The organism is Pedobacter endophyticus (assembly GCF_015679185.1).
GTDB lineage: Bacteria > Bacteroidota > Bacteroidia > Sphingobacteriales > Sphingobacteriaceae > Pedobacter > Pedobacter endophyticus.
In genome coordinates this window covers 91,306-114,484 of record NZ_CP064939.1, presented here as the reverse complement: position 1 = coordinate 114,484, position 23,179 = coordinate 91,306, and the positions used below count along the sequence as shown (strand labels likewise).

General features: G+C 41.8%; 16 protein-coding genes. 5 read left to right on the top strand and 11 right to left on the bottom strand.

Features of this window, described 5'->3' with window-relative positions:
• Positions 1–228 precede the first annotated feature (228 nt).
• Both IZT61_RS00510 and IZT61_RS00505 read right to left on the bottom strand, forming a co-directional pair.
• Positions 229–729: a hypothetical protein gene (locus tag IZT61_RS00510; protein ID WP_196099263.1), complete on the bottom strand. Its 501-nt coding sequence runs from the start codon at positions 727–729 to the stop codon at positions 229–231.
• The gene (locus IZT61_RS00505) at positions 726–2,309 is read right to left on the bottom strand and encodes a dicarboxylate/amino acid:cation symporter (protein WP_230383802.1); all 1,584 of its coding nucleotides are present in this window, start codon (positions 2,307–2,309) and stop codon (positions 726–728) included. Before IZT61_RS00505 ends, IZT61_RS00510 begins: the two co-directional genes overlap by 4 nt.
• 121 nt (positions 2,310–2,430) lie before the next feature.
• On the opposite strand from IZT61_RS00505, the gene IZT61_RS00500 reads away from it, so the two are divergent.
• From IZT61_RS00500 to IZT61_RS00490, 3 genes are all read left to right on the top strand, one after another.
• The gene (locus IZT61_RS00500; protein ID WP_196099262.1) at positions 2,431–2,928 is read left to right on the top strand and encodes an RNA polymerase sigma factor; all 498 of its coding nucleotides are present in this window, start codon (positions 2,431–2,433) and stop codon (positions 2,926–2,928) included.
• On the top strand, positions 2,915–3,520 hold the full coding sequence (locus IZT61_RS00495) for a hypothetical protein (RefSeq protein WP_196099261.1): 606 nt from the start codon (positions 2,915–2,917) through the stop codon (positions 3,518–3,520). The genes IZT61_RS00500 and IZT61_RS00495 overlap by 14 nt, the downstream gene beginning before the upstream one ends.
• Before the next feature lie 104 nt (positions 3,521–3,624).
• Complete coding sequence (locus IZT61_RS00490) at positions 3,625–4,191, top strand: DUF922 domain-containing protein (protein WP_196099260.1); 567 nt, start codon at positions 3,625–3,627, stop codon at positions 4,189–4,191.
• A 343-nt stretch (positions 4,192–4,534) separates the two neighbouring features.
• Here IZT61_RS00490 and IZT61_RS00485 read toward each other — a convergent pair whose 3' ends face one another.
• The 9 genes from IZT61_RS00485 to guaB form a co-directional block, all read right to left on the bottom strand.
• Positions 4,535–4,918, bottom strand: a complete 384-nt coding sequence (locus IZT61_RS00485) for a diacylglycerol kinase family protein (RefSeq protein WP_196099259.1) — start codon at positions 4,916–4,918, stop codon at positions 4,535–4,537.
• Positions 4,919–5,073: 155 nt separating this feature from the next.
• Positions 5,074–6,972, bottom strand: a complete 1,899-nt coding sequence (locus tag IZT61_RS00480) for a beta-N-acetylhexosaminidase (RefSeq protein ID WP_196099258.1) — start codon at positions 6,970–6,972, stop codon at positions 5,074–5,076.
• Positions 6,973–7,212: 240 nt separating this feature from the next.
• Positions 7,213–8,169 (bottom strand): thioredoxin-disulfide reductase, encoded by a 957-nt coding sequence (trxB, locus tag IZT61_RS00475; RefSeq protein ID WP_196099257.1) that lies wholly within the window; start codon positions 8,167–8,169, stop codon positions 7,213–7,215.
• A 308-nt stretch (positions 8,170–8,477) separates the two neighbouring features.
• The gene (locus tag IZT61_RS00470) at positions 8,478–9,635 is read right to left on the bottom strand and encodes a dipeptidase (protein ID WP_196099256.1); all 1,158 of its coding nucleotides are present in this window, start codon (positions 9,633–9,635) and stop codon (positions 8,478–8,480) included.
• A 231-nt stretch (positions 9,636–9,866) separates the two neighbouring features.
• Positions 9,867–11,495, bottom strand: a complete 1,629-nt coding sequence (locus tag IZT61_RS00465) for an acyl-CoA carboxylase subunit beta (RefSeq protein WP_196099255.1) — start codon at positions 11,493–11,495, stop codon at positions 9,867–9,869.
• Positions 11,496–11,652: 157 nt separating this feature from the next.
• The gene (locus tag IZT61_RS00460) at positions 11,653–12,117 is read right to left on the bottom strand and encodes a MaoC family dehydratase (protein ID WP_196099254.1); all 465 of its coding nucleotides are present in this window, start codon (positions 12,115–12,117) and stop codon (positions 11,653–11,655) included.
• A 290-nt stretch (positions 12,118–12,407) separates the two neighbouring features.
• Complete coding sequence (locus IZT61_RS00455) at positions 12,408–13,001, bottom strand: LOG family protein (protein ID WP_196099253.1); 594 nt, start codon at positions 12,999–13,001, stop codon at positions 12,408–12,410.
• Between the two features lie 164 nt (positions 13,002–13,165).
• Positions 13,166–15,745: a TonB-dependent receptor gene (locus tag IZT61_RS00450; protein ID WP_196099252.1), complete on the bottom strand. Its 2,580-nt coding sequence runs from the start codon at positions 15,743–15,745 to the stop codon at positions 13,166–13,168.
• 1,444 nt (positions 15,746–17,189) lie between these two features.
• Positions 17,190–18,659 carry an IMP dehydrogenase gene (gene guaB, locus IZT61_RS00445; RefSeq protein ID WP_196099251.1) on the bottom strand — a complete coding sequence of 490 codons (1,470 nt, stop codon included), beginning with the start codon at positions 18,657–18,659 and terminating at the stop codon, positions 17,190–17,192.
• A gap of 377 nt (positions 18,660–19,036) precedes the next feature.
• Here guaB and IZT61_RS00440 point away from each other — a divergent pair, with 377 nt between their 5' ends.
• Complete coding sequence (locus tag IZT61_RS00440; protein ID WP_196099250.1) at positions 19,037–21,043, top strand: DUF3857 domain-containing protein; 2,007 nt, start codon at positions 19,037–19,039, stop codon at positions 21,041–21,043.
• The gene (locus IZT61_RS00435) at positions 21,040–22,935 is read left to right on the top strand and encodes a DUF3857 domain-containing protein (protein WP_196099249.1); all 1,896 of its coding nucleotides are present in this window, start codon (positions 21,040–21,042) and stop codon (positions 22,933–22,935) included. The genes IZT61_RS00440 and IZT61_RS00435 overlap by 4 nt, the downstream gene beginning before the upstream one ends.
• Positions 22,936–23,179 lie beyond the last annotated feature (244 nt).

The window sequence follows — 23,179 nt, the reverse complement described above, 5'->3', positions numbered from 1 at the left end:
AGACCCTTGTACCTAAACCTGATGTTGCCAGGTAGCTTCCGATAACAATTTTTCTTTGTTATTGGAACTACAGGCTTGCAGCAGGACTACGGCCCGCCATTGACACTAAACCGCACGTTTCCAAAAAAAACAAATACTCAGATTCTTTACTCAAAACCCTAAGTAAACGCTTTGTTATAAACGCTGTCCCTTTTCAACCCCTGCTCATTGCGGCGTTCATCTAAGAAATTATTTCCCCGATCGCCGCTCTGCCTGGGTTAAGGTTTCCTGAATTACTTTCCTCATTTGCACGGCGGCATCGAGCAGCTTCGGGTTTCCATCGAAATCGCCATAAATTACTACGTGTTTCGATTTTTCTTTGTAATTAAAAGTGATGTCGTAACGCGGCACCATCCTCGATTTATCGCTTTTCTTGCCGATTGTGTCAGGGAAATTCCAAAGACCAATTTCGTTTGCTTTTCTGTGCATATACAAAATATCGTCGCTTTTTAAGAGAACGGTTTTTTTAACCACCGAATCTTTGGTATTAACATATTGATAGGCACCGGTTGACGAATCGTAACTGTTTTCCAATGGATCTTTCAATCCATACTTAAACTGCATTGATACAAAGTCATCTTTGCGGAACGGTGCATTTTGAATAATCGGTTTGTAATAAATGTAACAATAAATAATCATCGGAACGATGATTGTAATGGCTAAGAATATCTTCTTTCCTCTCGAACTCATATTTCTATTTCTTTTGCTTCAACACTGTTTGGATCAAATTCACCTTCCCACTTGGCAACTACTACCGAAGCTAAGCAGTTTCCGATTACATTTACCGATGTGCGGGCCATATCCATTAATTCATCTATGCCCAAAATGATAAATATTGGCCATGTTGGCAGGCCAAATGATGCTGCAGTACCCAATAAAATAACCAGTGAGGCCCTCGGCACGCCGGCCACGCCCTTGCTCGTTAACATTAACGTGAATACAATAACCAGTTGATGGCCAAAACTTAAATGAATATTAGCTGCCTGCGCAACAAAAATCGATGCCAGGGCCAGGTACAGCGTAGTTCCATCTAAATTAAAGCTATAGCCGGTTGGCATTACAAAGGCCACTATTTTACGCGGTACGCCTATGCTTACCATAGCTTCCATAGCCCGTGGTAAGGCAGCTTCTGAACTGGTTGTTGCAAAAGCGATGGATACGGGCTCGGCAATGGCCTGTATAAATCTTCTGATTGGAAGCTTAACAATTAACGCAATTGGCAACAGTACCACCAATAAGAACACAATGAGTGCAATGTATAAGGTAATGAGCAGGTGAAAGAGATTAACGAGTACGCCAAGGCCCATGTGCCCCACTGTATAGGCCATTGCGGCCCCTACGCCAATCGGGGCAAAATACATCACGATGTTGGTAAACTTAAACATCGTTTCCGATAAGCTTTCGGTAAAGCTGATCAGCGGTTTTCGTTGGGCCATTGGCACCATGATTAACGCAATACCAAATAGTACGCTGAATATTACTATTTGCAGTACATCGCCGCCAGCCATACTTTTGGCAATGCTATCAGGAAAAATATGCAGGATTACTTCTTTTGCGGTTTGCGGCTCTACCTTCGGGATATCGTGCACAACGGCGTCGGCTTGTTTAATGCCCACTCCGGCCTTACTAATATTAATTGCAGCGAGGCCGATAAATAAGGCAAAGGTGGTTACCACTTCGAAGTATAATAACGACTTCCACCCCATACGCCCAACCTGCTTAATATCTGAATGGCCGGCAATACCGTAAACCAGTGTTGCAAAAAGCAACGGGGCAATAATTACCTTGATTAATTTTAAGAAAATTTGACTGAATATCTGTAAACTTTGTCCGAAAAAGGGAAAATCGTGCCCTATTGAAATACCTACGAGCAATGCAACGAGAATCCAAAAAGTAAGTGTCTTTTTTACAAATCCGTAAAAAACGATGAAGCCCAGCATGACCCATCTTAAAATAAAAAAGGCGGTATCTATTGATGGGGAGAGACTAATATTCCAGGTAAACTGGGCGTTTAAGAACAAGAAAGCACTAAACGACAAAAACCCAACCAACAGCAAGCTGAAGGTAAGTAAGCTCAGTTTTTTGGGCAAAATGTACAAAAGAAATCCTCCAAATGCCAGCGCATACATAGGAATATAATCTTTAAGCGCCAAAAGTACGTTACCTTCTTTTCCGGCACCTATAACATCAAAAAAACCGAGTGCATTTTGTAAAATAGCCAACAGAACTAGGGAGATTACTGCAATTAACATCGGTTTGTTTCTTTTCATATCGAGTTTGGTTTAAGCACAAAAGTAATTATTTGAAGCTAGTAAGCAAACAATTATTATTTTTAGCTTTTCTGTAACATTATCGACTTTCGACCATCTAAAAAACACGATCAAACCCTAAATGGAGCAAAAAGACAAGTTATTTAAGCAAATCTTCGATTCGAATTCAAAAAAAATTTTCCATTTATGTTATGGCTATACCGGTGATGCCGATGCTGCGAACGATCTTTTGCAGGAAACTTTTTTAAAGGTTTGGCAAAACCTGGATAAGTTTAGGAACAAATCGCTGATCTCTACCTGGATTTATAGAATCGCCGTTAACACCTGCTTAACGTACTTGAGGTCGGAGAAAAGGCAGGCAAAAGACGAACTAACGGATAACATTATTGAAAGCAAAATAGAGGAAGTATCTGAAAAAAATGAACAGGTGGCCCTGCTTTATACTTGCATCTCAAAACTTGAGGAAAACGACCGCTTAATTATTACTATGGTATTGGATGAGCTACCCTATCATGAAATTGCTGATATATCGGGCATTAGTGAGGGCAATTTGAGGGTTAAAATTCATCGCATTAAACAAAAATTAACAGAACTATATAACCAGTATGCAAGCGTTTGATCAAATACAGGAGTTGTGGCAAAAGCACGAGGTAGAAGTTAAGGTTTCTGCTGATGAAATGTTGCAACAGGTAAAAAAAGAAGTAAATGGCTTAAAGCTGAAATCGGCCTTAAATATTTTGGGCATGAGTTTATCTTTTATTGCAATTGCTGCGTTATGGATTTTTTATCATTTCGACTCGTGGACTACCCACGTTGGCATCAGTATTACGCTGGCGGCCATTGGCGTTTACACAGTTATTCTTTACCGCGACCACCGGTTAATTGCCAAGAGCGATTATACCGTTCATCCTGCGGCCTACTTAAGTGCGCTAAAAATTTATCAGTTAAACCGCTATAAACTTTACGATTCGCTCTATTGGTTTTACACGGTTGCCCTTTCGTTGGGGATGATTTTCTACTTCATCGAAATGCTGAGCTACCTTAGCCTGATCCAAAAAGTAATTGCCGTTGGGCTAACGGTCCTGTGGATGTTGTTCTGCTCAACATTGCTACGAAAAGCGGTTATTAAACGCGAAAAGGAGCGAATTGCTTTGCTGATAGAAAAATTTGAGCGCATTAGTAGCCAAATTTCGCAGCCCGAACGAATTTAGGCACGATTTTTTCGATGTATTTTTTACATGAACTATCGTGATTTACATTCCGGAAATGGGATAAATCGGTACAGATTCATTAGTGTTGAGTTAAATTAGACCACGTGAAAAAACTGATTATTGTTGCATTGCTTTTAATTACGCTACCTTTTAGCTTTGGTTTTAAAGAAGGTTTTAATGACCCTGTTCGGCTCGATTGGGAAACTTATTTTAAAGGCCCGGCTGATACGCAATCGCCTTTTTTTGCCTTAACGGCGATGACGTGGAAGTACAGTTACGAATCGACGGTTTATCGCAATCGCGTGGCCATTAAGCTTAAAAACGAGGTAAGTATCGACAAAAAACGTTCATGGGTGAAGTGGGACAAGATTAAAAATCCGCAGGTTAGTGCCGATTTGTTGCATCATGAGCAAGGCCATGTAAACATTCAGTATATTTTACTGTCGGAAGCTGAGCGGGTTTTAAAAAATAGAAACTATTCGGTAAGGAATTACAAAGCTGAGATTTCTAAACTCGCCAATGAAATAAGCGATTATTTTGATACGATGCAGCGTAATTATGACGCGGAAACGGAACACGGTTCGAATCATAAAATGCAGGCCCGCTGGGATAAAATTATTCAGGATAAGGCCGAAGAATCCAGAGCAGCTACGGCAGCCGATTTACAGTAAAACCGTTAAAACACCTGTCATATCGAATCCCGATTTTTTAGCGGGAGAGATATTTGCTCCTACAAGTGGCGGCGCAAAGGCGTGTGCTTTGTTAAAGCCAGTGTTCCATCGCTTGGAGATCCTTCACTGCCTGCCCGTCCGGTCAGGCGTTCAATGTCATTTAGTTGAGGATAAAACTATAAAACATTGTCACCCAGAATATTTCGACTTGAGCTTGTATTGAGCGTAGTCGAAATGCTCAATACAGGCTTAGTCGAAGGGCGGATGTTAATGGTTTTATCCAATAAAAAAGGTCTTCGACTGAGTTTATGTTGAGCGAACTCGAAAGGCTCAGATCCGATAGCTATCGGATGACGGATAGTATCGGCGGCAAAAACACAATTGCGCCAACTGCCAAAGCCAAAAATGCCGCAATTAGGACGGCGGCTGCAGCCAAATCTTTTACTATTTTAATTTGCGGGTGGTAACTGGGCGAAACAACATCGGCAAGCTTTTCGATAGACGAATTAATAATTTCTGCGGCGAGAACGATTGCGATAACTGATAAAATGGCTACCCATTCTAGCCTAGAAATATGCAGCCACCAAGAAAGTGCAATTGCTATAACCGCTGCTACTACATGGATTCTTCCGTTATGATCGTTGAGCAGAAACAGCTTTAGCCCATTAAAAGCATATTTAAAGCTTCTTAAACGATCAATTAGCGAAAATTTCTGATTCTCTTCCATATAAATGTGGTTCCATCGATTAAAGTGATTACGCCGATTTTAAAAAAGTCATCCGATGAATATCAGCATGTTGCCTGGCATTCATCGGATGACTGAAATCTTCGGGCTTTCGACTCCCGACTATGGACTCTAGACTCCCGACTAAAGACTCCCGACTATTTCTTAACGTCAGCAGCGCCGTTATTCAAAAGCGTTTCGGTAACTACACTTCGTCTTCCGCTTGGGGCCACAACTATCGTTTTCAATACTCTTTTTTCGCCCTGCGGAACGGTAACTTTTATTGGCGAATTATATAAAAATGCATTTTCAGATGGACGCGAAGAATCGAGAGAATAATAGATTTTGCTGCCTTTTACGGGTGCTTTAAGATCGATGGTAAAATTGCCACCGTTTAAAGTCTTATCGCTGATACCGATTGGTGTGGGTACCCAAAAGTTCACGCCCATTTTATCTAAACGGGAAAGGTGAACCGGTAGACGCACTTCCGAAAAGTTTACTGAATCTTTGCGGTCAACCGGCGACCAGGCAATCTCAGATAAAGCCAACAAACGCGGGAAAGCATGATTTTCTGCTTTTGCAGGCGTTTTAATGTATTCTGTCCATAAATTGGCCTGTACGCCCTTAACATGTTTCTTCTGGTCTTCTGTTAATACCTTTGGAACTGGGTTGTAAGCATAAATTTTTTGGTAAGGAGCGTAACCGCCGATGGTTACGGGTTCATCGGGAGAATTAGATTGTTTATGATCTATATACAGTCCCATTGAGCCCGGCGTCATAATTACATCGTGGTTTTGTTGTGCCGCAGCAATACCGCCGGCTTCACCTCTCCAACTCATTACCGTTGCATTGGGCGCTAAACCACCTTCCAAAATTTCGTCCCAGCCGATGATTGAACGACCTTTCGCATTCACATGCTTTTCTATGGTTTGAATAAAATAGCTCTGCAATTCGTGTTCGTCTTTCAATCCTTTTTCTTTCATCAGAGACTGGCAAAATGGCGATTCTTTCCAATAAGTTTTAGGCGCTTCATCACCTCCGATATGGATATATTTCGAAGGGAAAATTGCAATTACTTCGTCGAGTACATTTTCGAGAAAGGTGAAGGTATTTTCTGAGGGAACAAAAATATCATCAAAAACGCCCCATGTTTGTTGTACCTGCTTGCCCTTTTTACTTCCTGCCCATGGTGTTTTATCGCTCACAAAAGTATCGCGATCGGGGAAACAGCTCAATTCAGGGTAGGCGGCAATTGCAGCAGAGGCATGGCCCGGCAATTCAATTTCAGGAATGATTGTAATATGACGTTCGGCCGCATATTTTACCAAATCTTTAGCTTCTTCCTGGGTATAAAAACCCCTAACCTCTGTTAAGTAATTTCCGGTACCGGGGTAGTGGCCAATAATAGTACCGTTTCTAACTGACCCTACGGTTGTTAATTTCGGATATTTTTTAATTTCCATTCTCCAGCCCTGATCGTCGGTCAAATGCCAGTGAAAAGTGTTTATTTTATAGTAGGCCAGCTGATCGATGTACTTTTTAATGAATGATATCGGGAAAAAATGACGACAAACATCAAGCATTGTTCCGCGATAACTAAAACGAGGATAATCGTTAATGGTAGTGCCCGGCACGGTAATCTTATCTCCTACTTTATCGGGCATCATTTGCATCACCGATTGCACCGCATAAAACAATCCGGCACCCTTACCCTTAATTACAAATTGTTTCGGCGTTACCGTAATAGTGTAGCCCTCTGCTGGCAACTTTTCGGCCCCTACGGACGTTAATAAAATGCTTTTTTGATTTGGCTGCTGTACCTTCGCTTCTCTTAAGGCATAGCCCGCTTTGGTAACGATAAATGCGTTTAGGAGATCTGCAGATTTGGCCCCATCGATACTTTGGTTGATTAAAACCGTTGTTTTGTCTAAAATGAAATTTCCGTTTGATCTTGTGATACTTACGGGCGCCGGAATAATACCCAAATTGGGATCATTTTGGGCAAAGGCACTTGTACCGATTAAAACGCCAACAAGGATCGATAATGCTTTATTCATAACTGGTTTTGCTTTAGTTTGTATTATTAACCCAAGATATAGGTTATGGAAAGATTTTTAATATCACATTTTCGTTACAACACAGATCAAACGTTTGATAGTAGCGTGTTGCCCTCGTTTTTCTTTGATTAATCGGCGAGCGCCACAGCTTGTCCAACTTGGCCTATTCGGCGAAAATTGCTTCAACAAAAAAAGGGAAATCGTTATTGATTTCCCTTTTTTATTTATTTAAATGAATTTTTAAGCTTCTACAGGATGCTCTTTGGCAGCAAGAAACCTTTCTGCATCTAAAGCAGCCATACAGCCCGAGCCCGCAGCGGTTACAGCCTGGCGGTAGTACATATCCTGCACATCGCCACAAGCAAAAACGCCCTCCACATTAGTAAATGTTGTGCCCGGTTTGGTGGTTAAATACCCCGTTTCGTTCATTTCTAGCTGGCCTTTGAAGATATCGGTATTAGGTTTGTGGCCAATGGCTACAAAAAATCCTTCAACCGCAATATCATGCTCTTCGTTGGTTTGATTGTTAACCACTTTTACCGCGGTTACGTTTTTACCGTTACCCAATATCTCTTTGGTTTCGGTATTGTAATGAACTACAATATTCGGGGTAGCCAACACACGGTTTACCATCGCTTTTGAAGCTCTAAACTCATCGCGGCGAACGAGCAAATGAACGGTTTTACAAAGCTTAGCCAAATACGTTGCTTCTTCGGCAGCAGTATCGCCGGCGCCTACAATTGCAACATCTTGTCCTTTAAAGAAAAAACCATCGCAAACTGCACATGCTGAAACACCAAAACCGTTGTATTGTTGCTCGCTGGGTAAGCCCAACCATTTAGCGGTTGCACCAGTGGCAATAATTACGGTATCGGCAGTAACTGTTTTAATCTCATCAACAACCACTTTATGTGGCGCAGAAGAAAAATCGACTGAACTTACATAACCAAAACGGATATCTGTACCGAAACGCTCGGCCTGTTTGCGAAAGTCTTCCATCATTTCTGGTCCCATAATTCCTTCGGGGTAACCTGGAAAATTTTCGACATCAGTTGTTTGCGTAAGCTGACCGCCAGCTTGCATTCCGGTGTACATAACAGGTTTTAGATCGGCACGAGCTGCGTAAATTGCTGCTGTATAACCGGCTGGGCCGGAACCGATAATTAAACACTGAACGTGTTCGTTTTCTTGTGACATTATATTGTGCGTTTGAAATTTCTTAATTAAGGAGCAAATTTAATGCTTTAAACATTTGTTGGCAATAGTGCATTGTCAACATAGTTTACTTATTAACATTCGGGTTTAGGGTGATGGAATGGTTGTTTAACTAAGCTGTCATTCTGAACAACCTAACTTGTCATTCTGAACAACGTGAAAAATCTGCAACCTATTAAACAGTACCCTTTACACAATTTAACCTGTGTATTGCTTGAGCCAGGGTTTCATCGGTTGGGGATTCTTCCTACGTCAGAATGACAAAGTAACTCGCAGCGCAAAGTACATAGCTACCTGCCCTTGCTTTCGCGAACAAGCCTAACTACATTACCGCCTAAGATTTTTTTTATATCGCCTTCTGAATAACCCGCTTCAATTAACGCTGCTGTAACCTTTGGGTAATCGGCAACACTATCCATCCCTATCGGGTACGATTCTGCCCCATCAAAATCAGCGCCCAAACCAACGTGGTCGATTCCAATGAGCTTTACAATGTGGCTAATGTGTTTCACAATTAAAGAAATGGGTGGCCGGATAGCCTCTGCCTCGGCTTTATGATTGGCGATCAGCGTATCGATTGCGTTGCTTCTGCCGTATTTGGAAGTCAGCAATTTGAGCTCAGCATCATATTTGGTCAGAAATGTTTTTTCTTTACTGCTAAATGTAGCATCGAGGAAACCACTATAAAAATTGACGCATATAACGCCGCCGTTTTTACCAACCGCTTTAATCTGATCGTCTTTTAAGTTCCTCGGAACGGGATTCAAACTGTAAGCGCAACTGTGCGATACAATTACGGGCTTTTCGGTTATAGCAATTGCATCGTAAAAGGTTTTTTCGCCAACATGCGATAGATCAACCAAAACGCCAAGCTTATTTAAGCGATGCACCACTTGCTTTCCAAAGGCATTTAAACCCGCATTCTCCGGCTTTACCTTTCCCGAGGTCTCGTCGGCCGCAGAACTGGCCCACGGTGTGCTGTTGTTCCATGTTAAGGTTAGATAGGCCATTCCGCGTTTGGCCAGACTATCAACATAATCTAAACGATTATCAATCATGTGACCGCCCTCTACGCCTATCATGGCGGCCATCTTTTGTTGTTTTACAGTTTTTTCCAACTTGGTCGCAGTTGTTACCAAGCTTATTTTCTGCGGATACCTATTTATCAAACTGTAAAGTGAGTCGATTTCCTGGTTGGCAACGCCGTAGCCTCCTGTTTCATCGCACCAAATGGAAAAAAACTGAACGTCTAATCCGCCGCCTTTGGCCCTTACCAGGTCGAAGTTTCCTTTGGGTTGAAGCTTGCCGATATCAATTCCTGATTTGATCTGATTGAAGAGAATATCGCCGTGGGTATCAATAACGATGGCGTCATCATGAATCTTTTTCTGTGCAAATAACTTAAAATGAAAGAAAATGGATAGGACTATTATAGGGATGATTTTCATGCTTCAAATATAAATTGTTTTACTGCTTTGAACGCTTTATGGGATTTAAACTTAATCAAAAGATCAGCGCCAATTGAATTAATCAGAAATCGTGCTATTTCATTCCTTCGCTCTCGAATTGCAGAATATCTTTGCAAGCATTAAAGCCGTTTAAGCTAGCGTTTCATCGCCTGGGGATTCTCCCTGCGTCAGAATGACAAAATTTTCGAAAGCTTTCGCTTTCTCCTCTGCCTAGGTCTGAATAATCCCTACATTAAACTTTTTTGTTATTGGCGACTGATTTGCAGCTTCAATGCCCATTGAAATCACTTTTCGCGTTTCAAGAGGATCGATAATTCCATCTACCCAAAGTCTCGATGCGGCATAATATGGTGTAGTTTGCTCGTCGTATTTACCGGTAATCTCTTTTAAAAGTTCCGCTTCCCGCTCAGCGGTTATTGTTTCTCCTTTGGCTTTTAACGATGCCTCTTGAATTTGCAGCAACGTTTTGGCTGCCTGTGCGCCGCCCATCACCGCAATTTTTGCAGTGGGCCAGGCGAAAATTAAGCGAGGATCATAAGCCTTGCCACACATCGCATAATTACCCGCACCGTAAGAATTGCCAATTACAATGGTGAACTTGGGTACCACAGAATTAGCAACTGCATTGACCATTTTAGCGCCGTCTTTAATAATTCCGCCATGCTCTGATCGGCTTCCGACCATAAAACCGGTTACATCCTGCAAAAAAACCAGCGGAATTTTCTTTTGATTACAGTTCATGATGAACCGAGTGGCTTTATCTGCGCTATCGGAGTAAATTACGCCGCCAAATTGCATCTCTCCCTTTTTCGATTTTACTACCTTACGCTGGTTTGCCACAATGCCAACGGCCCACCCATCAATACGGCCCAGGCCACACACAATACTTTGTCCGTAACCTTTTTTATATTCCTCAAATTCAGAATGATCAACCAACCGGTTAATAATATCCATCATTTCGTAAGGCTGATCTCTGTTTTCGGGAATTAAACCATAAATATCTTCTTCCTTTTCTTTAGGTTTAGCGGGCTTTATGCGGTCGAAACCAGCATGTTCTGGCGCTCCGAGCATGCTCATGATGTTGCGAATACTATCAAGACATGCTTTATCATTTGGATGTTTGTAATCGGTAACGCCCGATATTTCGCAATGCGTAGTTGCGCCACCCAAAGTTTCGTTGTCAACTTCCTCGCCAATGGCCGATTTCACCAGATATGAGCCGGCTAAAAAAACGGAGCCTGTTTTATCTACAATCATGGCTTCATCGCTCATGATTGGCAAATATGCACCTCCGGCAACGCAAGCTCCCATAATGGCCGAAATTTGAACGATTCCTGAAGATGACATGATTGCATTGTTGCGAAACATCCGCCCGAAATGTTCTTTATCAGGAAATATCTCGTCTTGCATGGGCAGATAAACCCCGGCACTATCTACGAGGTAAATAACAGGTAAGCGGTTTTCCATGGCAATTTCCTGTGCACGAAGGTTCTTCTTTGCAGTCATCGGGAACCACGCCCCCGCTTTAACCGTTGCATCGTTGGCTACAATGATGCACTGCCTGCCACTCACATAGCCGATGCCACAAACCACACCCGCCGAGGGGCATCCGCCTTGCTCCTTGTACATGCCATCGGCAGTAAAAGCGCCAATTTCTAAAAAGTTCGAGCCGTCATCAATTAAATACTTAATGCGTTCCCGAGCTAATAATTTCCCCTTTTCTTTCTGTTTCGCTGCATTCTTCTCACCACCCCCCTGGTATATTTTCTTAAGCTTTGTTTTTAGCTCATAAACCAGTTGTTTGTTTACATCCTCGTTTTTGTTGAATTCGATATTCATGAGGGCAATTTAAATTTATTTTTAGAAAAAGCGCTGAGACTAAAACGGTTTCCGGTCTATGGCCTCTCCATATTAGAGAAAGAAGTTCGACTTAGTCTCTGCAATCCCTCTGTCAGCGAGATGGAAACAAAGCAAATATAGCGACGAAAAAAGAGGATTATGCAGTGATAAAGTGATACAGGAAAACAACCTCGCCTGTAAAAGCAGGTTTTTTTTGGTTTTCTATCTCCATTTCAATGCCCATGTGCACTTTGGTAACCCCGCGAAGGTTAACAATGGATGCCAGTTTGGCCTTCAACCTGATTTTGCTGTTTACCGTTACTGGCTGAGCAAACCTTAGGCTTTCGATGCCATAGTTGATCTCCATTTTTAGGTTTTGAATGTCAACAATTTCTTTCCAGAGGTACGGAATCAGCGATAAGGTTAAATAACCATGTGCAATTGTAGAGCCGAACGGTCCTTCATTTTTTGCTTTTTCTTCATCGATGTGAATCCATTGATGATCTAAAGTAGCATCAGCAAACTTGTTAATTTGCTCCTGTGTAATGGTATGCCATGAGGAAACACCAAGTTCCTTGCCTAAATGTTGTTCAAATTCTACGTGTGAGGTTATGATTTGCATCGGAGTATATTTTATTGTTTGAATCGGTTCATTGGTCATTAGTTCATTGGTCATTGGTTCATTGTCCTTCGACTCCGCTCAGGATGACAATTGGGTCATTGGTCATTAGTTCATTATCCTTCGACTCCGCTCAGGATGACAATTGGTTCATTAGTTCATTGGTTCATATCCTTCGACTCCGCTCAGGATGACAATTGGTTCATTGGTCATTGGTTCATTGTCCTTCGACTCCGCTCAGGATGACAATTGGTTTACTAATTCATTAGTAATTGTAAACTGGAAACTAAAAACTACGTCAAATTTCTTTCCTTAAACCACACTTCATCAGGTGTAGCAGAAAAACTGTCCATTTTGTTGATTAAAGTTTCCGCATTGTCTTCATTAAACACCAAATCGCGGTTCGCTGGCTTCAGGAACTTGCTTTTAACCATCATGTCCATCTGAGCAAACAAGGGATCGTAAAAGCCGTTGATATTCAGCACACCTATTGGCTTAGTGTGGAGCCCCAGTTGCAGCCAGGTAAGTACCTCGAAAAATTCCTCTAATGTACCAAAGCCTCCCGGCAAAATAACGAAACCATCACTTAAATCGGCCATTTTTTGTTTCCGCTGGTGCATATTTTCGGTAACGATCATTTCTGTTAGTCCTTTATGGCCCACTTCCTTGTCCATTAAAAACTGTGGAATTACGCCTGTTACTTTTCCGCCCAGTTCCAGAACATCGTTGGCCAGCACACCCATTACGCCTACACTTCCGCCGCCGTAAACCAGCATGATCTTTTCGCTTACCAAGATGCTTGCAAGCTGCTTTATACCGCTGCGTAAGTGAGGATCGCCGTTAAAATTCGATCCACAATACACGCAAATTGCTTTTAATTTGTTCATTTGGGCTAAAAAATTTACCGAAGTTAATATTTTATCGCCGCTCTATAAATTTTTATTGGGAACAAAACGATTGCGCAGCGCCAACATCATTATAAAATAATAAAAAAGCGCCGAAAAATTCCGACGCCTTTAACCAAATATAGAGAGAGAGAAAAAGCTAAAAATTAAAAACTGTAACGGAATGTTGCACCGTAGGTTCTTGGGTCGCCGAGTACGCCTGCGTATAAGCCAGAGTTGCCAGCGGCTGCCTGTAGCTGTTCATAATAATTTTTGTTGGTCAGGTTTCTGCTCCAAACAAATACGGAGAATTTTTCAGACCTAAACCCTAACCTTGCGTTCAGTAAGGCATAACCCTGAACGTTAAGCACCTTTGATGGGGTTGGGTTTGATGAGTAGGTTGAACGATAACTTGCATCGCCGGCGATAAAATATCTTCCGGGCTTTGTTGCCAGGTTGCCTGGGTTGCTAAATTCGGCACCGCCTGAAACGTTCCATTTTGAAATGCCCGGCAATCGGCCTCCTGATGCATCCTTAAAGGCCACTTGCGTGGCAACGCCGTTAATGATTTCTGTGTGTCCGGTTTCTTCAAGCGGCAGTGGCGCATTGGTGAACTTTACATATTTTCCATCGAGGTAAGCCAGCGCAGCGTTTAGCGTTAAAAATTGTTCTAACTGATAGGTTCCGTCAATTTCGAGGCCCTTAACGTTTACTTTTTCGGCATTGGCGAGGTAGCCTCGGTTTACGCCCAACTGCGGCGATTGTACGTTGGTTTGATAATCTTTAATATCGGTATTAAAAGCGGTAACATTCAATATTGCACCTTTAAATGGTTTTGTTTTAAGGCCCAACTCGTAGTGTTCTACATATTCTGGTTTTACTACAGCCAACGATAAATCGGCCTGTCCGTTTGCGGTAGTTGGCAAGCCGCCAACGTTAACGCCAACGGGCTTATATCCGGTAGAAAACGTTCCGAATACGTTCAGTTTTTGCGTGGGGCGGTAAGATACCGTGATGTTTCCGGATAAGTTTTTGTTGCTTACATTGGTTGCAAATTCCTGATTGCTGTAAACCGCAGCTTTGAGCGCAAGCAAAGCGGCATCGGTGGTTTGCAGGCCGCCATAAGTGTTTCTGTTGTAATCAACATCCTTTTTATCGTATGTGAACCTCAAACCCGGCAAAACATGTAGGTGCTCTACAATTTCCCAGTCCGCTTGCCCAAATATGGCGGCACTTAACGATTTGATGGTAGAGTTGGTTTTAATACCGAAGCCATCAAGCAGGCCGGGCGTTGCGTACAAAGCCTGAGAACCTGTATTACTGGTTTGTACAAATCGCCATTGATCTTTCCCAACTTCTTCCGTTTGATCGAGGCCCTGTAAGTTTTGGGCAAGCGCAAAGACGCCAATTACACCACTTAATTTTTCGGCTATGTTGCCGGCGTACCTAACCTCTTGCGAATACTGGTCGTGACGGGAATTGCCCTGCGATTTGGTGAGCGCCGAAAGCTGCGAGAAATCCCGGTCGTTAGTTGGATCCCAGTTCCAAAATCGCCATGCGGTTGTAGAAGTTAATGTGCCATTGCCAATTTTATAATCAACGTTTAACGATAGTCCGCCGATGGATTGATTATGTCGCCACGGTGTATTGGTGTTGATTTCCCTCGAAAACGGATCGATTTTGGGTTGCTGATAGCCTAAGTCTGAAACGATTTGCGCATACTGGCGATAGGCACTTCGCTCGGTTGTTGTAACGCCAGCGATAACCAGGGGATAACCCGCCGGATGCTGAACGCTTACATCGCCACTGAGTAATATTTTGAGCCTATCGGATGGCGTGAAATAAAGCTGCCCTTTGAAACCAAGATTATTATGGCCGCTATACTTTCTTTCCTCCAAAGTATTCCAAATGGTACCATCGCGTTGCGTGCCCGAAATGGATATTTTGGCAGCCAGATTTTTCGCTACTCCTCCGGATACCGAGGTTTTTGCCTGAATAAAATTGTAATTTCCAACGCTCATCTCCACTTTTGCAGTTGGCGTTTGGGTGGGTTTGGTAGTGGTAATATTAAATGCTCCTGCCGTGGTGTTCTTGCCGAACAGCGTGCCTTGTGGACCGCGGATTACCTCTATTTGTTCGATATCAAGAAAATCGGTAGAGGTGGCTGCCGGACGGGCATGGTAAACTCCATCTACATAAAACCCTACTCCGGGATCTATCCCATCGTTGGTTAAACCAAAGGTAGAACCTAAGCCCCTGATATTCAATGTCGTGTTTCTTGCATTGGAAGCATATAACTGTACCGATGGAACCAGTTCTTTCAGCCGGTTTACATTAAAAGCGCCCGCATTTTCTGCTGCGTGGCCGCCAATAACCGTAATCGGGATCGGTACATCCTGCAATACTTCCGATCGCCGCCTCGAGGTTACCACAATTTCATCGAGCAGCGTATTCTCTACCAAAACAAGCTCGAGTGGTGTATCTTGTAATGCCAATACCTGAAAATCTTGTGGCTTGTACCCTACCGAGCTCACCTGTATATAAAATGGAGGTTGTTGTTTGGCATCGATTGTGAATGCACCGTCGACATCGGCGATTGCAGCAATATTGGTTCCTCTGATTTTGATAGTCGCATTGGGGATCGTGATGCCGTTAGCGCCTTTTACAATGCCCTTTATGGAAGTTTGAGCGACGGCAAATTTTGCGGAAAGTGTTAAAAACACCAGGAGAAATAAATTTTGTTTCATAATTTTTTAGGAATGTGTGCGAGTGTTTTGATTGATGGATTCGGGATAATTTTTTCTAATTAACAGCGGTTAAAGCGCTCAAAATTTCATTACTATATTAAATCTATAGATTTAGTCGACAAATATATTAAAAAATGGTTACTGCCAAATTTTATTTTGAATAATTTATTTTACGAAGTTTCGGAAGATATTTTATTTGCGATGAGAGCACGATTGAACGTGGTATCGGAGGAGCAGGTTTTTTGTTGGATTGATAGATTGATTAGTCACCAGTGGATCTATGGGCTCGTGTGTCAGTCTGAGCGGAGTCGAAGACTTCTTTTTATAGAACAAGCTATTAAGTTCTGCCCTCCGACTAAGCCTGTTTTGACCCTTTCGGCTACGCTCAAGATGAACTCCAGCCGAAATGCTCAGGGTGACAAGGAGAATTTTAACGAAAAAAAGGAGCAATCGTTTCTGATGCTTCGTTATCTATCGTTAGCGTTTTTATGGTGAAAGATTTCTCGGCTGCGCTCGAAATGACGACTGAACGATTAAAAAAGGAGCAATCGTTTCGGATGCTCCGTTATCTATCAATTTTTTAGGCTCGTGTGTCAGTCTGAGCGGAGTCGAAGACTTCTTTTTATAGAACAATCTATTAACGTCTGCCCTTCGACTAAGCCTGTTTTGACCCTTTCGGCTACGCTCAAGATGAACTCCAGCCGAAATGCTCAGGGTGACAAGGAGAATTTTAACAAAAAAATGGAGCAATCGTTTTCGATGCTCCGTTATCTATTATTAACGTTTTTATGGTAAAAGATTTCTCGGCTGCGCTCGAAATGACGACTGAACGATTAAAAACAGAGCAATCGTTTCTGATGCTCCGTTATCTATCAATTTTTTAGCCTCAGGTGTCAGTCTGAGCGGAGTCGGAGACTTCTTTTTATAGAACAATCTATTAACGTCTGCCCTTCGACTAAGCCTGTTTTGACCCTTTCGGCTACGCTCAAGATGAACTCCAGCCGAAATGCTCAGGGTGATAGGGAGAATTCTAACGAAAAAATGGAGCAATCGTTTTCGATGCTCCGTTATCTATTATTAACGTTTTTATGGTAAAAGATTTCTCGGCTGCGCTCGAAATGACGACTGAACGATTAAAAACAGAGCAATCGTTTCTGATGCTCCGTTATCTATTGTTAACGTTTTTGTGGTGAAAGATTTCTCGGCTGCGCTCGAAATGACGACTGAACGATTAAAAAAGGAGCAATCGTTTTCGATGCTCCGTTATCTATTGTTAACGTTTTTATGGTGAAAGATTTCTCGGATGCGCACGAATTGACGACTGAACGATTAAAAACGGAGCAATCGTTTTCGATGCTCCGCTGTATTTCTTTCTATGGGTTAAAATCTTCCGACTTTCGGACTTCCCGACTTCGGACTTTTAAACCAACTTCAGACTTCCCAACTACCTGGTATAGTTTGGCGCTTCTTTGGTAATTGTAATATCGTGTGGATGACTTTCACGCATACCCGCAGCGGTAATTTGTACAAATTGTGCTTCTTGCAATGCTTCAATACTGGCAGCACCACAGTAACCCATACTTGCCCGCAAACCGCCAATGTACTGATACATTACTTCGGCTAGGGTCCCTTTAAATGGCACACGACCAACTATTCCTTCAGGGACAAGTTTTTTAATGTCATCTTCTACATCCTGGAAATAACGATCTTTAGATCCCTGTTCCATGGCTTCGATAGATCCCATACCGCGGTAAGATTTAAATTTACGACCTTCATAAATGATGGTTTCGCCCGGCGATTCTTCTACTCCGGCAAACAACGAACCTGCCATAACAGTACTTGCACCCGAGGCAATTGCCTTTGCAATGTCGCCCGTGTGCTTAATACCACCGTCGGCAATAACCGGAATCCCTGTGCCTTTTAATGCCTTTGCACATTCGAAAACGGCATATAACTGAGGAACACCAACACCGGCAATAATTCTTGTTGTGCAAATTGAGCCTGGGCCAATACCTACTTTAACAGCATCAGCGCCTGCATCGGCTAAAAATTTAGCTGCTGCTCCCGTTGCAATGTTTCCTACAATTACCTGAAGATCGGGATATTTCGCTTTAACTTCTTTCAATTTATCTACAACTCCCTTCGAGTGGCCGTGAGCCGTGTCGATCGTAATTACATCTACCCCAGCGTGCACCAATGCATCAACACGTTGCAAGGTATCGGCTGTTACCCCTACGGCCGCACCTACCCGCAAACGCCCGCGTTCGTCTTTACAGGCAGCAGGATAATTCTTCACCTTCGAAATATCTTTAAAAGTAATTAAACCGCTTAGGTAACCATCCGTCGAAACCACGGGTAATTTCTCAATTTTATGATATTGTAAAATTTCCTCTGCTTGTACAAGGTTTGTTCCTTCTGGGGCGGTGATCAGATTTTCCCTGGTCATTACCTCAGCAATCGGCCTTGCCATGTTTTTTTGGAAACGTAAATCGCGGTTGGTAATAATGCCTACCAATTTATTGTCGCTCGTTACCACCGGAATACCGCCAATTTTATGCTCTTTCATAATTTTAAAAGCATCGGCTACAACTGCAGTCTCCAATAGCGTAACCGGATCTTGAATCATTCCACTTTCCGAGCGCTTAACCTTGCGCACCTCATTAGCTTGTCTTTCAATCGTCATGTTTTTGTGCAACATGCCAATACCTCCGTTTTGCGCAATAGCAATGGCCAGTTCAGCTTCGGTAACCGTATCCATTGCTGCAGAAATCAACGGTACGTTAAGCTTGATTTTTTTTGTTAAGAAAGTGCTTGTATTTACATCACGAGGCAGGATTTCGGAATATGCGGGTACTAAAAGTACGTCGTCATAAGTTAAACCTGTAGCAATAAATTTTGTGGGGTCGAGTTGCATAGCAAATAAATTAGGAGTTATTATTTGCCAGGCAAAGATACGAAAATACAAGGAAAATAAAAGTACAAAATCTAAAATAGATAAATATTGAGCTTCGCTGACAAATGGAGTTTAAGAAGGCACAACATTAGAAAGCCGTTAAGCCACCAGCTTTAGGTTTTAACCTGCAAGGCAAAAAAACACTACCTTTTTACCTTGCTGATTATGAATAAGATAATGATGAAATCGCACGATTTTTTCGTTTTGTGATTACGTTAAGGAACAAATACGCAACAAATATGCATTGAAGATACCATTACTTTTACTATATTCGTCCATCAACTCTCTTTAATTAACATCCCAATTTAACTTAAAACTTAAACTTAGGGATCTTAATTATGACCAAAAACGCCCTCAAACTCTTCTTTCTGGTGCTTTGCATTGGAATCCAAACTGCCTATTCCCAAAAATCTACCTTCGAGAGACGAGAAGTCAAGTTCGGAAAAATTTCGCCGGAAGAATTTGAAACAAAAGCCACAGGCGTAGACTCTGCCGCATCTGCCATTAAGCTATTCGACATCGGCGACTGCTATTTCGAATATGAATCTTTTTCAGGTCGCTTCGTATCCGTTTTCGAAAGGCACATCCGCTATAAAATTTTAACTAAAAGTGGTTACGACCTGGCAAATTTCGAACTACAACTTTACAGAAGCAGTAACTCACAAAAAGAGGATTTAAGTTACATGGATGCCGCTACCTATAACATGGTAAATGGAAAAATGGTAACCAGTAAATTATCCAAAGATGCCAAGTTTACCGAAGATTTTGATAAAAACCATGAGATCAAAAAGTTTGCATTGCCCAATGTTAAAGAGGAATCGATAATCGAATTTAAATACAAAATCAAATCTGATTTTATCTTTACCCTGCGCCCCTGGAAGTTTCAATCCAGAGTGCCAACCCTCTATACCGAATTCAACGTCAGAATTCCTGAGTATTACCACTACAAGCAAAATTTAACCGGCTATTATCTGGTCAATCACCCCATTCATAAGGTAGTAAACGCAACCTATGCAGCAGGCTTATCATCGACGGCGACTTTAGATACGTACTTTCTCGAAAACGTACCTGCCCTGAAAGATGAGCGGTATGTAACCACAATGGACGATTACATCCCGAAGATAGAGTTTGAGCTGAGGGCAACCAATTTTCCCGGCGATGTTTACAGAGACCATACCGGAACCTGGCCAAAAATTGTTGGCATCCTGGCAGAGCACGAGAACTTTGGTGAATATATCGATAAAGGCGGTTATGCAAAATCGGTACTTCCACAGATTCTAAAAGGAGAAAAAGACACCCTGGCAATGGTAAAATTAATTACCAACCATGTTAAGCACAGCTTGAAATGGAACAAAAGTTATGAAAGGTACACATCTGAAATGAATCCAAAAGTGATTTTTGAAAAGAAAACCGGATCATCAGCAGACATCAACCTTGCCCTGATCAACCTATTGAAAGAAGCTAACTTAAACGCTCACCCGGTTTTGATCAGCACACGTTCGAATGGGATGCACCCTGGCTATCCCATATTGTCGGCGTTCGATAACGTGGTCGGGATGATACAAATTGCTGGAAAAACCTACTTTTTAGATGCGACGAATATCGATCTGCCTGTTGGCATGTTGGATTATGAAAACCTCAGTCACCAGGGTTTTTATGTAGACTTAAAAAACAAAAACGGCAGATGGATTTCGTTAGAGCCCGAGGCTATAGACGAAAAAATATACGCTTACAATTTTACGCTAGGCACCGATAATAAACTCACTGGTGTAATTAATCAGTATTCGAAAGGATATTCTGCATTGCGATTGAGGAACCGATACAGAAACACGAATAATGAGGATGAATTTGTTAAAGGTTTCAAAACAGACAAGACGGGACTGGAAGTTTTGAAGTATGAGATTTTAAATCTTGATAGTCTTGATAATCTCCTGACGGAATCGATCAACGTTGTTATCGAAGACAACGTTGAAGAAGCTGGAAATCTGGTTTATTTCACCCCGCTCCTTTTCGAGCGGACAAAGGAAAACCTATTTAAGCAAGACAAGCGCAAATTTCCGGTTGATTTTGCCTATCCTTTTCGGGAGACATTCAGGATTACTTTAAATTTTCCGGAGGAATATGAGGTTGAAAAGTTGCCCAAGGGCGGCATTTATAAGTTGCCAGATGATAAGGGAGCGTTCAGCATTAACTTCGTTGCACAGGGAAAAGTCTTAATGGTGAAAAGCATAATTAACATTAATAAGTCGTTTTATACACCGGAAGAATACTTCGATTTACAAGCGCTATTTAAAGCTATTGTAGAGAGACAGGCAGAACAAATTGTATTTAAAAAGAAAGCATGACAAAGTGTTTATTGAGTTTAGCGCTATCCCTTTATGGTGTTGCCGCTGCCTGCCAGGGCGCCTATCATGTTGCAAAAATTCCTGCCAACTTAAAAAAGGATGCAATTGCGGTGGTACGGAATGAAGAACAATTTTTCGACATCAAGAATTTGGGTGCCGGACAGTTTGAATATAAAATAGCGATTACAATACTAAACAAAGCAGGCGATGACTTTGCTGAAATGAACGAGGTGTACGATAAATTTTCGAACATTTATAGCATCAAAGCTACCTTGTACGATGCTAGTGGCAAAAAGGTAAAAGATTACCGATCTTCTGAAATTAAGGATCAAAGCCTCCTTTCGGATTTTTCTATATTTGATGACAACCGGGTTAAGCGATTAAAATTTGTGAGTGTTAATTACCCCTACACCATCGAATATAGTTACAAACAAGATTTTAAGGGTCTTTTATACTTTCCATCGTGGAGAGATTTTAAGGGCTACAACGTTTCGGTTGAGAAATCGTCTTATACCATTCAAAAAGACAAAAATTATCAATTGCGGTATCTTACATCAAAAGGCCTAAAAACCGATTCCGTCACCGCAGATGATAAAGTGCAATACAAGTGGGCAAGTGCAAATAAACCGGCCTTAGTTTACGAGCCATTAGCTACCGGTATCGACAAAATTTCATCGTGGGTTAAGGCTTCGCCAGATCAGTTTGAATACGATGGCTCTACCGGCAATTTCAACAATTGGAAAAGCTTTGGTGCCTGGATTTACGACTTGAACAAAGGTGGTGAGAAGCTGCCCGATGCTACCAAACAACTGGTTCAAAACTTAATTAAAGATGCCAAAACACCGAAAGAAAAAATTCGGGCATTGTACAATCATTTGCAACAAAATACCCGGTATGTGAGTGTTCAATTAGGAATTGGCGGCTTTAGGCCCATACTGGCCGAGAAAGTTGCTCAGGTTAATTACGGCGATTGCAAAGCGCTTTCGAATTACATGAAGGCGCTGCTTTCGGAAGCAGGAATAAAATCGAACCTGATTGTAATTGGAAACGACATGCCGAGTTTGAATAGAGAATACTCAAGCATGGGCCAGGCCAACCACATGATTTTGTGTGTACCGCTGACTAATGATACCACCTTTTTAGAGTGTACAAGCCAGTACAAGCCGATGGGATTTATTGGCAACAGCAATTCTGACAGGGATGTTTTAATGATTACGGAAGATGGTGGAAAAATTGTACATACGCCTGTTTACACCGCAAAAGACAACTATCAAATTAGGAAAACAAAAATTGATTTGAACGAAGACGGAACTGGCCTGTTGAAATTAGAATCGGTATACGGCAATGCGCAATTTGAAGATAATTTTGACAATACCTTGCTCGAACCTGTTACACTCCGCAAGCGCATTATTGAAGGAAGCCCCATACCTGTTAATGAGTTAATCAACATCAAATACACTCAGCCAGATAAAAGTTTGCCGGTTCTTACCGAAGAACTCAGTTTTAAAACAAATAAACTCTTGACTAAGGGCGGCGATAAGCTGTTTTTGGTAGTCAATCAGATCAATAGAAAAGAGCATGTGCCCTTAAAGGTGGAAGATAGGAAAACATATTTCTCGGTTCCGTTCAGTTATAACGATGAAGACGAGATTATTTATACACTACCAACTGGCTACAAAGTTGAATTTATTCCACAAGATGTAACCATCACTTCTGAATTTGGCACCTACACCGCAAAGTTTGCAGCCAAGGATAATACAATTGTGTACACGCGGACGCAAATCATGAGTAATCAAAAATATCCGCCAGCGAAATACAATGACTACGTGGATTTTATTAAAAAAATTTATCAGGCTGATAAGCAAAAGGCGGTTTTGGCGAAAACGTTGTAGTGGTGGATTAAAGAAGCCTAAATGAGCAAAGGCACAAACGGAAGATTTGGGCTTATACAGGCGAGGATTTAGTTAGATATTCGACTCTCTTATTCGTTAAGGTTTATAAGCGTTTGAAATGAATTGTTGTGTCTATTTTAGAGCTAGCTGTAACTTTATCGCTCGAAAAACGTAAAAAGACCAAGATATTTTTTCTAATTACTGAAAACCGTAAAATTCGTTATTGCAAACTATGTATAATTAA